This is a genomic window from Pelagibius sp., from assembly GCF_028289705.1.
In the GTDB taxonomy this organism is placed as follows: Bacteria; Pseudomonadota; Alphaproteobacteria; order Kiloniellales; family Kiloniellaceae; genus Pelagibius.
Genome location: NZ_JANQOI010000035.1, coordinates 16,315 through 33,420, shown reverse-complemented (window position 1 = coordinate 33,420; position 17,106 = coordinate 16,315). Strand labels below are relative to the sequence as shown.

Genomic DNA, 17,106 nt, shown 5'->3' with positions numbered 1-17,106 from the left:
GTTCTGCTGCGGCCGCCTCGCGCGGGCGCAGATTGTGGCCTCTGGACCGGGCTTGCGCAATGCGCGAACAAGACGGCGCAGGGGACAGTCGACGGACGAGCCAACTTGGCGCTGGACAGAAGGTTTGCTATTGATCATGCATGTCCCGCCGAGGTGGGGCGACAGTCCGTCGTTGGAAAGCCGCCCGAGCGCGGCGCCCTTTCACCCCAGGCAACCGAGAAGTACGGAGAGCAGAGTGAAGCCGGAGCTTGTTTTGGTCGGCCCGATGATGCCGCATGTCATGGCAGCGCTGGACGAAGATTTCACGGTGCACAGGTTGTGGGAGACCGCCGATCCCGACGCCCTGCTGGCCGATGTCGGCGAGCGGGTGCGCGCCATCGCCACCAGCGGCAACATCGGCGCCACGGCGGCACTCATGGACGCCCTGCCGAAGGCGGAGATCATCAGTTGCTATGGGGTCGGGGTCGATTCCATCGACCTGGCCCATGCCGCAAAACGCGGCGTCATCGTCACCAACACGCCCGAGGTGCTGAACGACGACGTCGCCAATATGGCGATCGCATTGTTGCTGGCGACCTCCCGCCGGATTTGTGTCGGCGACCGCTACGTGCGCGCCGGAAAGTGGCCGCAGCACGGCGAAATGCCGCTGACCCGCGGGATCCGGGGCAAGCGCGTCGGCATCCTGGGCCTCGGACGGATCGGCAAGGACATCGCGGCCAAGGCTTCGGTCTTCGGTGTGGAGATCCTCTATCACGGGCGCAGCCCGCAGGACGATGTGCCCCATCGCTACTATGGCGACCTGGTGGAGATGGCGCGGGACAGCGACTACCTGGTGGCGATCTGTCCCGGCGGCGAGGCGACCCGCAACCTGGTCAATCGCCAGGTGATGGACGCCCTCGGGCCCGAAGGCGTGTTGATCAACGTGGCCCGCGGAACCGTGGTCGACGAAGCGGAACTGGTGCTGGCCCTTCAGGAAGGTCGGCTCGGCGGCGCCGGCCTGGACGTCTTCCTCGAGGAACCGCAGGTCCCCGAACCTCTGCTGTCGATGGATCAGGTGGTGCTGCAGCCCCATGCCGCCAGCGCCACCGTGGAAACCCGCCACGCCATGGGCGATCTCGTGGTCCAGAACCTGCGGGCGCACTTCGCCGGCAAGCCGGCTCTGACAGCGGTGCAATGAAGTCCGGCCGGACAAATCAAAGGGAGAATGAGGTATGAAGCTGTTGCGCTATGGAGCCCCGGGGCAGGAAAAGCCGGGGGCGATGGACCGCAGGGGCGTGATCCGCGATCTCTCTGGTCAGATCGACGACGTGAACGGCCCGGCCCTGGTTCCGGAGAGCCTGGATAAGCTGAGGGCGCTGGATCTGGAGAGCCTGCCGGAGGTGCAGGGGACTCCGCGCCTGGGTCCCTGCGTCGGCAACGCCGGCAAGTTCATCGCCATCGGCCTGAACTACGCCGACCACGCGAAGGAATCCGGGGTCGACGTGCCGAGGGAGCCGGTCATTTTCATGAAGGCGACCTCCTGCATCTGCGGACCCAACGACAACGTGATCATCCCCCGCGGCTCCGAAAAGACCGACTGGGAGGTCGAACTCGGCGTGATCATCGGCCAGCCGGGCCAGCATATCCACGAGGCCGACGCCCTGTCCTATGTGGCCGGCTACACCATCGTCAACGACGTCTCCGAACGGGCCTTCCAGCTCGAGGGCACGGGCCAGTGGGTGAAGGGCAAGAGCTCCGACACCTTTGGGCCGGTCGGCCCCTGGCTGGTGACGACCGATGAGGTGCCGGACCCGCAGAACCTGCCGCTGTGGCTGGAGGTCAACGGCCACCGCTATCAGGACGGCAACACCAAGACCATGGTGTTCACGGTGGCCTTCCTGATCAGCTATGTCAGCCGCTTCATGTCGCTGCAGAGCGGCGACATCATCACCACCGGCACGCCGCCGGGCGTCGGCATGGGGCAGACGCCGCAGACCTATCTGAAGCCGGGCGATGCCATGCAGTTGGGCATCGAAGGCCTGGGCGAACAGCGCCAGCACGTGGTGGCCAGCAGTTAGGGTCGCCAGCAGCTAAAGCACCAGCAGTCAAAGAGCGAAGGGCATCCTCGCCACCGAACAAGGAACGGGAGAACCACCCACGTGACTACTGCAAAGCAAGCGGTCGGCTTCATCGGCGTCGGGCTGATGGGCCACGGCATGGCCAAGAACATCGTCGAAAAGGGCTATCCCCTTTCCGTCATGGGCCACCGCAACAAGAAGCCGGTGAAGGACCTGGTGAAGCGCGGCGCCAAGGAAGCCAAGTCGCCCGCCGAGATGGCGCGCAACAGCGATGTGATCTTCCTCTGCGTGACCTCCTCCTTGCAGGTCGAAGACCTGATCCGCCGGGCCGACGGCATCAAGGCCGGCGCCCATGAGGGGCTGATCATCGTCGACTGCTCCACCGCCGACCCCAACTCGACCCTGGCCCTGGCGGAGGAACTGAAGCCGCTGGGCGTGCGCCTCATCGACGCGCCGCTGGGGCGCTCGCCCAAGGAGGCCGAACTGGGCGTGCTGAACACCTTCGTCGGCGCCGACAAGAAAACCCTGGAGGAGGTGCGCCCGATCCTGGAAACCTGGGCCGAGAACATCATTCACGTCGGCCCGCTAGGCGCCGGCCACAAGATCAAGCTGATCAACAACTTCATTTCCCTCAGCTATGCCGCCACCTTCGCCGAGGCTTTCACCGCCGCGGCCAAGACCGGCGTGCCGCTGGAGAAGCTGCACGAGGTGGTCTCCGCCGGCGGCATGAACAGCATCTTCTTCCAGAACATGTGCAAGTGGATCATCGGCCGCGATCCCAAGGCGCATGAGTTCACCCTGGCCAACTGCCGCAAGGACATCGGCTATTTCAACCAGATGGCCGATGCCGCGCAGCTCACCACGGTGCTCTCCTCGGCGGTGCAGCAGAGCTACACCATGGCGCTGGCCATGGGCCGCGGCGACAAGCACATGCCGATGCTCGCCGACGCCGTCGCCAACTTCAACGGCATCGATCTGGACAAGAAGCCGAAGAAGGCGAAGGCAAAGGCCAGGAAAAAGCCCAAGAAGAAATAGAGATCTAGCCGCCGAACTGGCCGGGGGGCAGACCGGTGGCGCCGGCTGCCACCTCGAAGAGCCCGCCGGCCAGCGGCTGTTCTTCCAGGTCTTCCTGGCTCAGGCCGATAGAGGCCGAGGTGACGAATAGCCGGTCGAGGTTCTCGCCGCCGAAGGCGCAGCTTGTCACCAGCCCCACCGGCATTTCGATCACCCGGTCCAAGGTGCCATCGGGCAGAAAACGGCTGATACGCCAGCCGGCCCAGTGGGCCACCCAGAGCCCGCCCTCGGCATCGCAGGTCATGCCGTCGGGATAGCCGTCGCCTTCGGGGATCTTGGCGAAGACACGCTTGCCCGTCAGCCTGCCGTCGGCGGAGACGTCGAAGGCGTAGATCGTCCCCTCGAAGGTATCGGTGTGATAGAGCACGCGCTCATCGGGGCTGAGCGCCGGCCCGTTGCTCACCACATAGCCCTTGTCGACCCGCTGCCAGTCGAGATCGGGGTCGAGGCGGTAGAGGTTGCCGCTGGCCTCGCGTTCCGCGTCGTCCATGGTGCCGGCCCAGATCCGCCCGGCGGAATCCGCCTTGGCGTCGTTGAAGCGGTTATCGGGATAGTCCGGCTCCGGCTGGCCGATCGCCTCGACCGCCATACTACCCGGCGTCAGGAACACAAAACCGCGGTTCTTGAATCCGGCCACGAAGCCCTCGCCGTTGGCCCGTTCGATGACCCAGCCGACACGTTCCGGCATCACCCAGGAGGTGGTGTCGCCGTCTGAAACGCGGTAGCGATGCAGCGCCGGCGCCTTGATGTCCACCCAGTAGAGGCAGCCCTCGCGCGCGCACCAGACAGGGCCCTCCCCCAGCGTCGCCGCAGCGGGCCACAGGCAATTGACCTCCGGCATTCCGTCCTTCTCCGTCGCGCCCCCAACGTCCGAAGCTGACGGACTGGCGGCCTTTGAATGCGGTTACCCGAGGAGAACTCTGCGCGGGCCGATGCCTTCAGTTCAACTCTTTTGTTGAAACGCGTGCGACTCAAGTCGCAGCGGTACCGTCCGTTTCAAACAGACTCTAGAGATACTTCTGTTTGTAGTAGCGTCCGAAGCGGGCGGTATCGCCGCTTACTTCTTTCAAGAAGTGGTGTACGTCCTCGGCGACGCGGCGTCCGGAGATATAAGCGCCGTGCACGGCCAGCGGCTGGTAGTCGCGGTCGTAGGCCGGTGCCACCGCCTCCCCGGCCCAGAACAGCGGCAGCGTTTGCCGCGGGTCCTTCAGCGCCTCGCGCGCCTCCTTGGCCAGCATGCGCCCGGGGCGCCGGGGCGCGTGGGCGAGATAGGAGTTGCCGCCCTTGGCGAAGCAATCCTTGGACCAGTCCGCACGCAGGTAATTGGGTTGGAAGGGCTGGCCACGCCGCTTCTTGCCGACCAGCACCGACTCCTGGGTCCAGGGGCGGTTGTGCCGCCCGTAGATCTGTCCGATGGCCGTGAACACATGCTTCACCGCCGCCGTATCGTCCATCTCGGCGATCTGGTCGTGGTCCTGGTTCATCAGCAGGCCGGTCAGCACGTGCGGGCCCTTGTGTTCCTTGGGAAAGGAGGAGAAGAACGTTCGGGACTTGCCCTGCGGATTGCTCAGCACCGACATATGCCCGGCGGACTCGCCGCCGTCGTCGACCCAGATCCTCTTCTTAAACTGCAGGGCGAACTTGGTGATCGCCCCCATGCGCACCAGGCCCAAGGCCTCGCGCTTGCGCGCCGTCAGCAGCCGCCCGAAGATCGCATCCCCCTCGCCGTCGTCGGGGTTCAGCATGCCGGCGGAAAAGGTGCAGATGGCCGTGCGGCCAACGAAGGTGGCACCGCCGGTGGTGGTGACCTTGACCGTACCGTCGGACTGGCGCTCGACCCGCGCCACCTTGCGGTTGGTGGACCCGGCCCGGCTTTTCTCAAGCTTGCCGCCGGCCTTGCGGAACTCCTCGGCAATCGCGCGCGGCAGGCTGTCGAAGCCGCAAAGGCTGAAGGGCTTGACGTCGTCGTGCTCCATCCGCAGTTCCTTGCGCTCCATCAATTGGTCCATGATGGCGTCGGTCTTCAGGCCGGCGACGGAGATCTCGTTCAGCGGCCCGGGCGTGTGGGCCGAGAGCGTGTACTTCAGAAGATCGAGGGCGCGGGGCGAGAGGTTGTTTCTCTGATGGTAGCGCTTGATGAAGGTCTCGGCGGTCATGTCCGCCTTGGTCTCGGCATCGAAGTCCTGAATCTCCTTCATCGCCTTGGGAAGGTCCCAGAACTCCGGCTGGATGATCACCTCGGCCAGCATCTTGGTGCGCTTCCAGGGGCTGAAGTACATGCGGTTGCGGGGAATCTTGAGGAAGCCCATGCCGCATTTGTGGAACGGCGAGGTCGTAAAGCCGTGCTTGCGCACCTCCTGCCAGAACTCCCGGTAGCGGTACTGCTCGGCGATGTGGATGTACTCGGCCCCGCCTTCCACCGGCACGGGCGTACCGCTTTTCTTGACGAAGTCGCGCACTGAACGCATGCGTCCGCCGATGCGGTCGGAGCCTTCCAGCAGCAGCACCTTGAAACCCGCCTGCTGAAGGTCACGGGCTGCGGTCACGCCGCTGATCCCGGCACCGAGAACGATACAGTCGTAGACAGGATTTGAAGCGGAACCCGCAGCGGATGCTGGCGTCGGCATCTCATGCCCCCTTTTGGTCAGGGCCGCCGTCATCGCCGCGGCGGTCTCCCCGGTGGATCGGCCTTGCCCGTACGAAAGACCGCCACGCCGTCATCACGGGCCGTCTCTCATCGAACAAAGGTGGCGAACCCCCGAACGCCGCGTCTTCAGCTTACGCAGCTTGAAACCGCAAATCCAGGTGTCCGGAAGCGTCGCCGTGCAGCAGCAATAGCCGAGGAGCGCGATTTGGAAGACTGCAATCCCGGGCTAACCCGAAAGGGTCACGCCAAACCCACAGGCGGCTCGGTCTTGCCCGCCTGTTCCTCCTGCGACAAAGTGCGGTCGGTCGGTGAAAGTCGGCCGGGCGCCGGCCCCCCTTGGATCTGGCCGCCGCTTGAAACTGGGGCACGGGGATCGAAGCCATGCAGGACGGTACTGAGGCTGGCAGGGACGGCCGCCTGACCTTACGCGCCGGCCATGCCGAACTGGAGCTCTCGCCGGCCGGCGGGTGCATCACCGCCTTTCGCTGGCAACGCGACGGCGGCCCGGTCGACTGGATGCGCCCGGCGCCGGCCGGGGCCGACGTTGCGCCGACGGACACAGCCTGCTTTCCGCTGGTTCCCTATTCCAACCGCATCCGCGAGGGGCGGTTTGCGTTCGAAGGCGAGACCTACCAGCTGGCTCTCAACTTCCCGCCCGAGCGCCACGCCATCCACGGCCACGGCTGGCAAGGGCGCTGGCAGATCGCGGAACAGACCGCCGCCACGGCGACCCTGACCTACGACCATCCCAACGCAGGGTCCGGCGATGCCTGGCCTGCCGCCTACCGGGCCGAACAGCGTTTCGAACTCAGCGAAACCGACCTGCTGATCGAGATCGCCGTCACCAACACCAGCGAGCGGGCCATGCCGGTCTCCCTGGGCCTGCACCCCTACTTCCCGCGGACCCCCGCCTGCCGCCTCTCCGCTGCCGTCGGGCAGATGTGGGAAAGCGACGCGGAGGTGATGCCGACAAGGCGCGTCTCCCCACCCGCGGACCAGGACCCTAGCCGTGGCGTCGAACCGGCCAGGACCGCGCTCGACGCCTGCTTCACCGATTTCGCCGGCCGGGCCGTGATCGAATGGCCGGAACGGCGGGCCAGGCTGACCCTGCAGGCGGACGCGGTGCTGAGCTTCCTGGTGGTCTTCACGCCACCCGGGGAGGATTTCTTTTGCGTGGAGCCGGTCTCCGCCATGACCGATGCCGTCAACCTGGCAGCGCAGGGGCGCCGCGATACCGGCCTCAGAACCCTTGCGCCGGGCGAACGCCTGGCGGCGAAAGCGCTCTACACGCCCCATCTGGAGCAGGCCTGATGACAGAACCGCAACGCGACGGTGCGGCGCGCTTTCATGGGATCTATCCCATGCTCTACGCCTTCTTCGACGCGCGCGGCGCGCTGGACCGCGCGGCCATGGCGCGCCAGGTGGAGGCCTGTCTGGCGCAGGGCACCCATGGCATCGCTGCCCTCGGGCTTGCCACCGAGGTTTCCAAGCTGAGTGAAGCGGAACGCCGCCAGGTGATGGACTGGGTCTGCAGCGACGTCGCCGGCCGCTGCCCGGTGGCGCTGACGATCTTCGGCAACTCCGTCGCCCAGCAGGTGGAGATGGCGCGAGCGGCCCGCGATGCCGGGGCCGACTGGCTGATCCTGCAGCCGCCGCCGGTCAAGGGCCTGCCGGAGATGGAATACGTCCGCTTCTTCGGGGCCGTCGCCGAGAAGGTCGACCGGCCCATCGCCATCCAGAACGCGCCGGACTATATCGGAATCGGCCTTTCGGCGGCGGGCCTCTTCGAGTTGAACCGCCAGCACCCCAACATCTGCCTGCTGAAGGGCGAAGGCCCGGCGCTGACCATCCGGCGCATGATCGAAGAGACCGAGGGCCGGCTGACGGTCTTCAACGGGCGTGGCGGGCTGGAGCTGCCGGACAATCTGCGCGCCGGCTGTGCCGGGATGATCCCGGCGCCGGACTGCTTCGACCGTCAGATCCGCATCTTCGAGCTGATGCGCAGCGGCGACCCTGAAGACGAAGCGGCCGCGGAGGCGCTCTATCGGGAGATCCTGCCGGCCATCACCTTTGTCATGCAGTCCATCGAGACGCTGCTGTGCTACGGCAAGCGCATTGCCGCCCTGCGTCTGGGCATTGCCGTCCACGACCGCGCCCCGGCCCTGCAGCCGAGCGACTTCGGCCTGGCCTGCGCGCGGCGCTATGCCGAGGCGCTGGGCCGGCTGGCGCCGGGATGACCGACGGCGAAAGGCCTGCCGCGAAGGAAGACGCACCGCCAGCCGCACCGGTCCTGGGCCCGTTGCTGCTGGTCCTGATGGGCTGCGAACTGCTGTCGCTCTTCGTGCCCGGCAGCTTTGCCGAAACGGCCAGCAAGCTCCTGGTCCTGGCCATGCCGCTGGTCGGCTTCGCCCGCCTGCGGCTGCGCGAAGCCTATCTTCTCGGCCTGTCGCTGCTGCTCTTGCTCCTGGCGTGGTACCGCCTGCCGGAGCCCGGCGAGACCCTGCTGCTCGGCCTCGAGCGAGCCGCCTTTCTGTCGTCGTTCATTCTGCTCATGGGCCTCTTGCGCGAAGGCGGCATCACTTCGCCTGCGGTGCGCGACTGCGGCGCCTACATTACCCGGCAGCCACCGCAGCGGCGCTTTCTCGCCGTCTTCCTCGGCAGCCATTTCTTCTCGGCACTGATCAACCTGGGCGCACTCTCCCTGCTCGCCCCCATCATCCAGCGCGGCGTGCGTGGCGAACGGCCCGCCGGTGCGCCGCTGGACGACATCGATCTGGTCCGCGAACGGCGCCAACTGACGGCCCTGCTGCGCGGCTTTGCCTGGTTCCTGATCTGGGCGCCAACCGCCGTCACCCAGGCTGTCCTGCCGACCTTGATCCCGGGCATCGAGGCCGGGCGCCTGATCGTCATCGGCCTGATCGTCGCGCTGATCATGCTGTTGGTGAGCTGGGTCGAAGACATGGTGCACTGGTGGCCGCTGCGCCGGCGCTTGCGCAGGGCCGGCCGCCTTCCGGAACGCCGGGAAGCGGTTCTGCCCCGTTCGGCCTTCGGGCGTCTGGGCTGGGTCTCGGCCCTGCTCTGTGGCCTCTCCCTCGGCTTCGCGGCCTGGGGATCGGTTTCGCTGGTCTCCGGCGTCATGCTGGCCGCGCCTCTGGTGCTGACGGTCTGGGTTTTCGCCCAGCAGCAGCAAAAGCCCCTGTCAGCACGCTTAGGCGCGACATTCAGTCGCCTCGCCGGCGTGACCAGCCGGGGCCTGCCGTCGTTCATCCGCGAGGCGGTCTCGCTGGCGGCGGCCGGCTTTATCGGAACGGTGGCGGCGCGGCTGGTTCCGGCCGAGCAGTTGGCGGCCGCCCTCTCCTTCGCCGAGATGCCGGCCTGGCTGTTTCTGTCCGGGCTCAGCGCCTTCATCTGGCTCGGTGGACAGGTCGCCCTCAGCCCCATCACCACGGCCGTCTTCCTCGGCAGCCTCGTCGCCGAACTGGAGAACTTGCCGGCAGACGTAACTCTGGCAGCCCTGGCGATTGCGGCGGGCACGGCCATCTGCACCACCGGGGCGCCCTTCGCTTCCGGCACGCTGATGCTGTCCCGGGCCAGCGGCTACAGCGGGATCGAACTGGCCTGGAAGTGGAACCTGCCCTACACCCTGGTGACCATGGCCGTGCTGACGCTGATCTACGCCGCCTTGACGGGCATCTGGTAAAACCGGGCAACACTAGGCCTTGCAACGATCCGCGCCCTGCTCCTTTGGTTCTATGGCTCAGTCACGCGGCAGGGGCGCTGACATGAGGCCTCGCTGGATCAGCAAACTGCGGTACACTCAAAGGCTGAGACCAACCGTGAGACAACCTGCCGGTGCCCGCATTCTCGCCTGACCCTTCGCCGGACTCCGCACGCTCCAGGCCCGATCCCGACCGATGATCCCCATCGATATCCTGGCGCCCTTCCAGATGGGCTTTCTCTTCGTGCTGATCGTCGTCGCGCTGGGCCTGCTCGCCACCGAGGCGGTCTCCATCGAGCTGACATCGCTGTCGGTCATCGCCCTGCTGATTCTCTTCTTCCATTTCTTTCCCGCCCTCGGCCCCGACGGCACCGACAATCTGGACCTGCGCCAACTGTTTTCCGGCTTCGCCAACCCGGCGCTCATCGCCGTGCTCGCGCTGCTGGTTCTGGGCGAGGGCCTGACGCGCACCGGCGTTCTGGATCTTGCCGCCAATTCCGTCATTCATTGGACCAAGTCCAACCCCTTCGTCGCCGTCACGCTGCTCCTGCTCGTCGTGATGGTCGCCAGCGCGGTGCTGAACAACATCCCCGTGGTGGTCCTCTTCATTCCCATCATGCAGGCCCTGACCCGGCGCTTCCGCGAGTCGCCCAGCCGCTACATGATGCTGCTGAGCTATGCCTCTGTGCTTGGCGGGATGACCACGCTGATCGGCTCTTCCACCAATCTGCTGGTCTCCCTGGAACTGGACGATCTGGGCGAAGAGCCCTTCGGATTTTTCGATTTCACCGTGCCGGGGCTGGTGCTGGCCGGCTGCGGCCTTGCCTATCTGCTGCTGGTGGCACCGCGCCTGCTGCCGGACCGCCCGACGGATCACGGCGGCGCCGAGGATCAGGGCCGCCACTTCGTCGCCCAGGTCTCGGTCTCTGCCGGCTCGCGGCTGGTGGGGATCCGCCCGGTAGGCGGCATCTTCCCGGAGCTGCGGGACATCACCATCCTGATGATCCAGCGCGGCGAACAGGCCGTCCTGCCGCCCTTCGAGGACGTCGTCCTTCAGGTCAACGATCTGGTGGTGATCGCGGCGACCCGCGCGGCCCTGGCCGACCTCGCCAAGGGCGAGCCGGAGCTGCTGCATCCGGAACTGGTTGCCGATGCCTTCCGCGGCCAGCACTCCGGCGAAGAGCCCGGCGAGGAAGGCAAGCCCCCACCCTGGCTGACCGGCGGACATCAGCTCCAGGCGGAAGTCATGGTGCGCCCGGACTCCGAGATCGTCGGCCGCACCCTCGAGGAGATCGGCTTCCGCTACAAGCATCACTGCATCGTGCTGGGGATCGAACGGCGCAGCCGCATGCTGCGTGAACGCATCACCCGCATCCCCCTGAAAGACGGTGACGTGCTGCTGATCCAAGGGCGCCCCGACGACGTCGACCGGCTGCGCGGGGAACGCAGCGTCGTGCTGATGGAATGGTCGCGCCAGCCCCTCGTGACGCCACAGCACCAGCGCGCCGCGGCGATCATCTTCCTGGGTGTGATCGCGGGCTCGGCCAGCGGTGTCCTGCCCATCGCGCTCGCCGCCTTTTGCGGTGCGACGGCAATGATCGCCACCCGCATTCTCTCCATGGGCGATGCCCTGCGGGTGCTCGACCGTAAGATCGTGCTGACCATCGCCATGGCACTGGCGCTGGGCGCGGCAATGCAGGAAACCGGCGGCGCACACTTCCTGGCGGAAGCCCTGATGACGGCGCTCAGCGGTGCCTCACCGGCCCAGATTCTCTCGGCCTTCTTCCTGCTTCTTGCACTGCTGTCCAACGTGCTCAGCACCAAGGCCACGGCGGTGCTCTTCACACCGATCGCGGTCGACCTGGCCTATGTCCTGAACCTGCCCATCGAACCCTTCGCGGTGGCGGTGATCTTCGCCTCCAACTGCTCCTTCGCCTCGCCCATCGGTTACCAGACCAACCTTGTGGTCATGACCCCTGGCAACTATCGCTTCATGGATTTCGTGCGGGTCGGGATGCCGTTGATCCTGCTGGTCTGGATCGCTTTCAGTCTGTTTGCGCCCTGGTACTACGATCTGCCGGGCTAGCGACCGCCGACAGAAAGTCCTCCACCTCCAGCTTGGCGCGGCGCAGGCTGTTGCGGGCGTTGTGGGCGACGGAGTCCTCCGCGAGGTCGAAGAGGGTGAGGCCGCGGAAGAACAGCTCCCGAAAGACCACCCTTTCGCTGAAGCCGGGCTGCAGACGAAACCCGATGCGCCGCGACAGCACCTCCAGAAGCGCCGCCATCTCGCGGGTGTTGCGGCTGTCCAGGTGGCCGACGCGGTTGCGGGTGACGATCCAGTCCAGCCCGCTGCCCCCTTCGCTGCGGCGCCTTTCCCGCTCTTCCCAGACCATCCGGCAATAGCTGCTGGGCGCCCGCACGAGACGGCGCTCGCGGTCGATGTCGGCAAGCGCATCGATGTCGATGAAGCTGTCGTTGATGGGCGTAATCACCACATTGGCGCGGGCATGGGCGAGACGCGCGAGATGGCTGCTGTGCCCCGGCGTGTCGACGACCACGGCATCCTGGCCCTCCAGTTCCGCCATGGCTTCGTCGAAACGCTCCCGCTCTTCGTGGTCGGCCTGGGTCCGCTGCTCGGCCGGCGAGGGCTCGATGCGCTGGTATCGGGGGATCACGAGACGGTCGCTGGAGGTCTCGGTGGCGGCCGCGCGGTTCTCCATAAAGCGTGACAGGGTCGCCTGGCGTCCGTCCAGATCGAGGCAGGCCACCTTCCGCCCGCCCATGGCCAGGCCGGTTGCGATGTGAATTGCCGTCGTCGACTTTCCTGTCCCGCCCTTTTCGTTCCCGACGACAATGACCCGCGCACTGCCCTTGGGCATCGGCAGGTCGACTTTCGGGATGTCGGGCACGGGAACTGCCAGGGCGCCGGCGATCTCGCCGATCATCGCCCGCCCATGGGGGGACACGTCGCCATCGGCAACGGCGATGGCCTGCGCAACCCGCAAGATCAGCTCGACCGCCTTTTGGTCGCCGGCAAACCGCTCCACCGAAGCCATGGCCACCGCGCGCCCGGCGCGGCCGTCGGCGCGGATCCGGTCCAGTTCGCTCTGAAAGGCTTCCAGCGCACGGTGCAGATCGAAGCTCTGGATTCCGGACAGTTCGTCGAGGATCTGGTCCAGCCGATTGCGCTTGGCCAGCGAAAGATCGCCGTCGACGGCGGCCACCAGAGCGGCCGCCGAGAGGCAGCCGCGGACCAGCGGGGCATCACGGGACCAGCCCGGTCCGCGCAGCACACCGCCGGCAAGCTTGCCGAGAAAGGTCAAGCGGTCCCCCTGCAAACAACGTCTCCGCCGTCAGTCCAGTCCACACCGGCCGAATGCCCAGGCCAGCGTCAAGCACCCTGGCCTGACGGCTCCCCCAGTCGTCTGCGCAGTATAACCCTAAAGAGTGAACCTCGTTAACAGGGATGGTTAATGTCTTGAATACCAAGGCTTTGGCGGATCAGTCCCCAAGAGTCGGCACGGCAGACCAGTGTCGGCCCCCGGCAGGTCGCGACCCTTGCGGGCGTCCACACCAAGGCATGCTACCGTCCGTGGCAAACGAGGCCGCGCAGGCGGGACGCGGCGCTAGCGCAGGCTGTCCGGCGGCGAGACGCAGTCCGCTGCGCCGCGGAAGCGGCAGAGGCGATAGCGGATCAAGACCGCGTAGTCCTGCAGCACACGATTGACGTCGGCCCAGCTCTTCAGCCGATCGCCCTCCACCGCCTGCCGACCGAAATGCCGATCCACCGTGGCCCCAAGGACCGCACCGCTCAGCGAGTCGGTCCACTCGGCTTCGACAACGAATTCGCGCCCCTTCAGCAAGGGGCTGGCCAAGGTATCGCGCACCACCTCGTCACCTCCCTTGCCCGGCACCACCATCGAGACCGTGTCCATGGCGACCGGCTCCGGGGTGGCCGGCAGCACCGCGAACTGAACCCGGGCCGCCCCCTCCTGCGGAAAGCGCACCAGGGTGAAGTCCTTGGCCAGTTCCCGGCTGAGGAGAATGTAGAAGTTGTTCAGGAGCACCTGGCGGTCGCCGGGCGAAACCAGGCGCATCTGCTCGAGCGGCGCAAAATAGAGCAGCGGATCGAGCAGAATCTTGTCGTAGCGGCCGGCGGATGCCTGCGCCGTCCGATAGACCTGGTCCGGAGCGAAGTCCCCCTTCCCCGGTTCCAGGGCGGCCAGGACCTCCTGTGGAAGAATCGCGGTGCTGTCCTCTTGTGTCTGCGGGCCGACGGTCGCGCAACCGCTGGCCAGGAGCGTCATGAGGAGGATTACGGCCGATCGATACATAGACGAGTTCTCCCTTGCTGCGTGCGCAAGATGAGCGCCCGCCAGCACGCTTGGCAACGTCAAAATGCCGGGCAAAGCTCTGCAGCAAGGTGAAATGCGACGGCATGCCAGGCAACCGTATCACGCAGCCGCGCGCCCTTAACCTCTACGCCTGCGCCCCACCATCGGTGGCGCAGATCAACCCTATCTAAAGAAACGATTGGTAATATTTGAGCTCTTTGCCCATCTTACTCTCGACGCCCGCGGGCAGGGCAGCCGGCAGCAGACCGGAACCAAAATTCAGTCAGGACTCATGAACGGCGACGCAGCAGCACAGGAGGTCCGGAACCGGGCCGGCGCAAAGAGCGCCGAGGAAGCCGCGCGCAGCCGACTCGCCTGGGCCTGGACCGGTGCCGGCTATGGCTTTTTCGTCATCGGCCTTGCCGGGCTGATCCTGCCGGTCCTGCCGACCACGATCTTCTGGATCGCCGCCGCCGCCTGTTTCGCCAAGAGCTGCCCGGCCATGCAACGCCGGATCTTTGCCTGGCCCGGCGTGGGCCCGGCGGTCGAAGACTTCCTGACTCAGGGCGTCATCAGACCGAAGTCCAAGCTTGCCGCCTATCTGGGCATGCTCCTGGCGGCCATGATCCTGGTGCTGCTCTCGTCTTCGATCACGATCATCGGCGTCGGGCTCGGCCTCATCCTGCTCGGCGCCCTCTACGTCGCGACACGGCCCTCCGAACCCCGATAACTCCCAAAGGCGGCCTGCCCTTCAGACCACCGGAGCTGCCGAGCTGGGCTGCAAATGGGTCCGGCCGGTCGCCGGACCGCCATTCCGATTTTTATTGAACCTTGGACGGGCGCCTTCCGACCCAAGGGGTGAACCCGCCGCAATTGGGCGCGGTCTCCTGATGGAAAGGATAGCCCCATGACCCAGACCCGTTTCTCCCGGCCCAAGGCCCTGGCAGCGGCTTTTGCCGTGCTTCTCTCCACCACCGGCCTCACCCAGGCTGGCCCCTACACGGGCGCGGAATCGGTGGCCATTCCCGGTGGCCAGAACACCAACTTCGCCCAGTTGAAGCAGACTTCCGGCTTCACCGGGCACCTCAACCTCGCCGAGGCGAGCAGCGGCTATGAGGCCGTCGGCACCAGCTTCAACAAGTTCATCAAGCTGCGCTTCACGGTGAACTGCCCGCAAGGCTACGGCGTCCACGAGGCCGGCATCCGGGTCAAGGGCGATGACGTTGTGAACTACAACTTCGAAATCGTTGGCCCCGGCGACGTGGCCTTCGACCAGAACACCTGGTCCTACGAGCTGGAGCAGGAGCCCTGGAAGTTCGACGCCGTGGTCGATGCCGGCGGCGAGGCGCTGGAAGATGCCGGCACCAGCGGGCCGGTCTACGTCAGCCTCGACAAGGTGCTCGACAGCCGCACCGAGTTCTATGCGAGCTGCGATCCCAGCCAGCCCAGCTCCGGCCTGCCGTTCCTCTATTACGACAGCACCGATGACGATGGCCACATGCGCCCCATGACCCGGGTGCGCTATGAGCTCCTAGGCGGTGTGAGGGTTGCACCGGCCCTGCAGCTCAAGACCCCGGCGATGAAAGCTGCGGTTGCACCGCAGCGGCCGCTCGGCAGGCTGCTGCGCCAGCGCGCCAATACCGCCACCGTAAAGGTCCAGCAGGCACCAAAGCGGCCGGTCCCTGCCCTGGTCGCGCCCGGCGGATGCCCCTACGACTGCCCGCCCCCGGCAGCGACCCGGCGCCTCGTCCGGTAACCGCGCCGCCTGATCCAGCGTGAGGGGCCCGGCTCTCCTGAGCCGGGCCCTCGCTGTTCCTCCCGAACTCATTCAGCCGCGAAACAGCGCTTCCGCGAATGCCGAAACGTAGTACCGGTCTACTACCTGCCCCTCATCGATCCCGATAGGCTAGGAGCACAACCATAAGAAACTACGGGAGGAATACCGTGATGTTCACAGTCATGCCCGCCAGGTCCCTCGCCGTTTCTGTCGCTGCCATGCTGCTCGCCGCGCCCGCGCTGGCACAGAGCAATCTGGAGAAGCTCAGCGCCTTCAAGACGACCGGCGTGACGGAGATCGAATTCGTCGAGCAAGGCGGCGACAACGCCGCAGCGATCCGCGAAACGCTGAAGCGCATCGAGCTGCCCCCCGGCTTCAAGATCGAGCTCTACGCCATCGTTCCGGACGCGCGTCACATGGCGGTCGGGCCTCAGGGCATCGTCACCTTCGTCGGCACCCGCAAGACCGACGTCTGGTCGGTGACCGACCGCAACAAGGACCGGGTGGCCGACGAGGTCAAGCGCTTCGCGCCCTCAATCGACTTTGCCATTCCCAACGGGCCCTGTTTCTCCAAGGACGGCTTCCTCTACATCGCCGAGCAGAACCGGGTTCTGGTCTATCCGGCCGCCGAGTTCTTCTACGAGAGCCCGGACGTGGCAGCCTTCAACGTGGTGCCCCAGGGCAAGCTGGTTCCGGTGGAGGAAGAGAGCTACAACCACACCGCCCGCGTCTGCCGCATCGGGCCCGACGACAAGCTCTATATCTCCCTGGGACAGCCCTTCAACGTCTTCCCCGAAGAGAAGATGGGTCTCTATAACCAGACCGGCATCGGCGGCATCATCCGCATGAACCGCGACGGCACCGGACGTGAGGTCTACAGCTACGGCGTCCGCAACTCGGTGGGCATGGACTTCAATCCGGCCAACGGGGAGCTCTGGTTCACCGACAACCAGGTCGACGGCATGGGCGACGACATCCCGCCGGGCGAACTGAACCGACAGACCGCCATGGGCCAGCACTTCGGCTTTCCCTGGTACGGCGGCGGCGATACCCGCACCAACGAGTACGCGAACTCGGAGCCGCCGGCGGACAACGTGATGCCGGCGGTCAACATGATCGCCCACGCGGCCGATCTGGGCATGGCCTTCTACACCGGCCGCATGTTCCCGGCGCAGTACCGCGGCGGCATCTTCTCGGCCCAGCACGGCTCCTGGAACCGCACCACACCGGTGGGTGCGCGGGTCATGTTCACCTCCATCAACGAGGACGGATCGGTGGGCGAAAGCCGGCCCTTTGCCGAGGGTTGGATCGACGAGAACGGCGAGTATCTCGGCCGGCCAGTGGACGTGGCGCAACTGCGCGACGGCTCGATCCTGGTCTCCGACGATCTGGCCGGCGCCCTCTACCGCATCTCCTACGAAAACTAGCGCTGCATGGTCCCTGCACTGGGCGGCCGGGCTTCCTTCGGTCCGGCCGCCGCTTCCTGCAACACCTGCCCG

At 66.3% G+C, this 17,106-nt stretch carries 14 protein-coding genes and 1 pseudogene; 11 read left to right on the top strand and 4 right to left on the bottom strand.

Features of this window, described 5'->3' with window-relative positions:
- Positions 1–235 precede the first annotated feature (235 nt).
- The 4 genes and pseudogenes from Q0996_RS04665 to Q0996_RS04650 all read left to right on the top strand — a co-directional run bounded on the left by Q0996_RS04665 (position 236) and on the right by Q0996_RS04650 (position 3,092).
- Positions 236–1,177 (top strand): 2-hydroxyacid dehydrogenase, encoded by a 942-nt coding sequence (locus Q0996_RS04665; protein WP_299616533.1) that lies wholly within the window; start codon positions 236–238, stop codon positions 1,175–1,177.
- A 34-nt stretch (positions 1,178–1,211) separates the two neighbouring features.
- Positions 1,212–2,057, top strand: coding sequence for a fumarylacetoacetate hydrolase family protein (locus tag Q0996_RS04660; RefSeq protein ID WP_299616531.1), 846 nt, complete (start codon positions 1,212–1,214; stop codon positions 2,055–2,057).
- A 69-nt stretch (positions 2,058–2,126) separates the two neighbouring features.
- Positions 2,127–2,627, top strand: a pseudogene (locus tag Q0996_RS04655) (NAD(P)-dependent oxidoreductase); the annotation flags it as partial.
- A complete protein-coding gene (locus tag Q0996_RS04650; RefSeq protein ID WP_299616562.1) occupies positions 2,601–3,092 on the top strand; it encodes an NAD-binding protein in 492 nt (163 codons plus the stop codon). The pseudogene Q0996_RS04655 and the gene Q0996_RS04650, both read left to right, overlap by 27 nt.
- A gap of 4 nt (positions 3,093–3,096) precedes the next feature.
- Here Q0996_RS04650 and Q0996_RS04645 read toward each other — a convergent pair whose 3' ends face one another.
- Together Q0996_RS04645 and Q0996_RS04640 are read right to left on the bottom strand one after the other, a co-directional pair.
- Positions 3,097–3,972, bottom strand: a complete 876-nt coding sequence (locus Q0996_RS04645) for an SMP-30/gluconolactonase/LRE family protein (RefSeq protein WP_299616529.1) — start codon at positions 3,970–3,972, stop codon at positions 3,097–3,099.
- Between the two features lie 166 nt (positions 3,973–4,138).
- On the bottom strand, positions 4,139–5,758 hold the full coding sequence (locus Q0996_RS04640) for an NAD(P)/FAD-dependent oxidoreductase (protein ID WP_299616527.1): 1,620 nt from the start codon (positions 5,756–5,758) through the stop codon (positions 4,139–4,141).
- 401 nt (positions 5,759–6,159) lie between these two features.
- Between Q0996_RS04640 and Q0996_RS04635 the strand changes: the two genes are divergently transcribed.
- The 4 genes from Q0996_RS04635 (at position 6,160) to Q0996_RS04620 (ending at position 11,582) form a co-directional block, all read left to right on the top strand.
- Entirely contained in the window at positions 6,160–7,089 is a 930-nt protein-coding gene (locus Q0996_RS04635; protein ID WP_299616525.1) for an aldose 1-epimerase, read from the top strand.
- A complete protein-coding gene (locus tag Q0996_RS04630) occupies positions 7,089–8,015 on the top strand; it encodes a dihydrodipicolinate synthase family protein (RefSeq protein WP_299616524.1) in 927 nt (308 codons plus the stop codon). The genes Q0996_RS04635 and Q0996_RS04630 overlap by 1 nt, the downstream gene beginning before the upstream one ends.
- The gene (locus tag Q0996_RS04625; protein WP_299616522.1) at positions 8,012–9,478 is read left to right on the top strand and encodes a hypothetical protein; all 1,467 of its coding nucleotides are present in this window, start codon (positions 8,012–8,014) and stop codon (positions 9,476–9,478) included. The genes Q0996_RS04630 and Q0996_RS04625 overlap by 4 nt, the downstream gene beginning before the upstream one ends.
- 214 nt (positions 9,479–9,692) lie before the next feature.
- Complete coding sequence (locus tag Q0996_RS04620; protein ID WP_299616520.1) at positions 9,693–11,582, top strand: SLC13 family permease; 1,890 nt, start codon at positions 9,693–9,695, stop codon at positions 11,580–11,582.
- Here the strand turns inward: Q0996_RS04620 and Q0996_RS04615 are convergent.
- Both Q0996_RS04615 and Q0996_RS04610 read right to left on the bottom strand, forming a co-directional pair.
- Positions 11,542–12,819 (bottom strand): division plane positioning ATPase MipZ, encoded by a 1,278-nt coding sequence (locus tag Q0996_RS04615; RefSeq protein ID WP_299616518.1) that lies wholly within the window; start codon positions 12,817–12,819, stop codon positions 11,542–11,544. The two genes, Q0996_RS04620 and Q0996_RS04615, sit on opposite strands and share 41 nt — an antisense overlap.
- Before the next feature lie 303 nt (positions 12,820–13,122).
- The gene (locus tag Q0996_RS04610; RefSeq protein ID WP_299616516.1) at positions 13,123–13,830 is read right to left on the bottom strand and encodes a DUF3313 domain-containing protein; all 708 of its coding nucleotides are present in this window, start codon (positions 13,828–13,830) and stop codon (positions 13,123–13,125) included.
- Positions 13,831–14,122: 292 nt separating this feature from the next.
- On the opposite strand from Q0996_RS04610, the gene Q0996_RS04605 reads away from it, so the two are divergent.
- The 3 genes from Q0996_RS04605 (at position 14,123) to Q0996_RS04595 (ending at position 17,034) form a co-directional block, all read left to right on the top strand.
- The gene (locus tag Q0996_RS04605) at positions 14,123–14,560 is read left to right on the top strand and encodes a YbaN family protein (RefSeq protein ID WP_299616514.1); all 438 of its coding nucleotides are present in this window, start codon (positions 14,123–14,125) and stop codon (positions 14,558–14,560) included.
- Between the two features lie 177 nt (positions 14,561–14,737).
- Positions 14,738–15,586, top strand: coding sequence for a hypothetical protein (locus tag Q0996_RS04600; protein ID WP_299616512.1), 849 nt, complete (start codon positions 14,738–14,740; stop codon positions 15,584–15,586).
- 191 nt (positions 15,587–15,777) lie between these two features.
- Positions 15,778–17,034, top strand: a complete 1,257-nt coding sequence (locus Q0996_RS04595) for a PQQ-dependent sugar dehydrogenase (protein WP_322096637.1) — start codon at positions 15,778–15,780, stop codon at positions 17,032–17,034.
- Positions 17,035–17,106 lie beyond the last annotated feature (72 nt).

Excerpts from the sequence above, each read along its gene's own strand:
- Q0996_RS04660 (WP_299616531.1), top strand. The coding sequence starts at position 1,212 with ATGAAGCTGTTGCGCTATGGAGCCCCGGGGCAGGAAAAGCCGGGGGCG.
- Q0996_RS04645 (WP_299616529.1), bottom strand. The coding sequence starts at position 3,972 with ATGCCGGAGGTCAATTGCCTGTGGCCCGCTGCGGCGACGCTGGGGGAG.
- Q0996_RS04640 (WP_299616527.1), bottom strand. The coding sequence starts at position 5,758 with ATGCCGACGCCAGCATCCGCTGCGGGTTCCGCTTCAAATCCTGTCTAC.
- Q0996_RS04635 (WP_299616525.1), top strand. The coding sequence starts at position 6,160 with ATGCAGGACGGTACTGAGGCTGGCAGGGACGGCCGCCTGACCTTACGC.
- Q0996_RS04630 (WP_299616524.1), top strand. The coding sequence starts at position 7,089 with ATGACAGAACCGCAACGCGACGGTGCGGCGCGCTTTCATGGGATCTAT.
- Q0996_RS04625 (WP_299616522.1), top strand. The coding sequence starts at position 8,012 with ATGACCGACGGCGAAAGGCCTGCCGCGAAGGAAGACGCACCGCCAGCC.
- Q0996_RS04620 (WP_299616520.1), top strand. The coding sequence starts at position 9,693 with ATGATCCCCATCGATATCCTGGCGCCCTTCCAGATGGGCTTTCTCTTC.
- Q0996_RS04610 (WP_299616516.1), bottom strand. The coding sequence starts at position 13,830 with ATGTATCGATCGGCCGTAATCCTCCTCATGACGCTCCTGGCCAGCGGT.
- Q0996_RS04605 (WP_299616514.1), top strand. The coding sequence starts at position 14,123 with ATGAACGGCGACGCAGCAGCACAGGAGGTCCGGAACCGGGCCGGCGCA.
- Q0996_RS04600 (WP_299616512.1), top strand. The coding sequence starts at position 14,738 with ATGACCCAGACCCGTTTCTCCCGGCCCAAGGCCCTGGCAGCGGCTTTT.
- Q0996_RS04595 (WP_322096637.1), top strand. The coding sequence starts at position 15,778 with ATGTTCACAGTCATGCCCGCCAGGTCCCTCGCCGTTTCTGTCGCTGCC.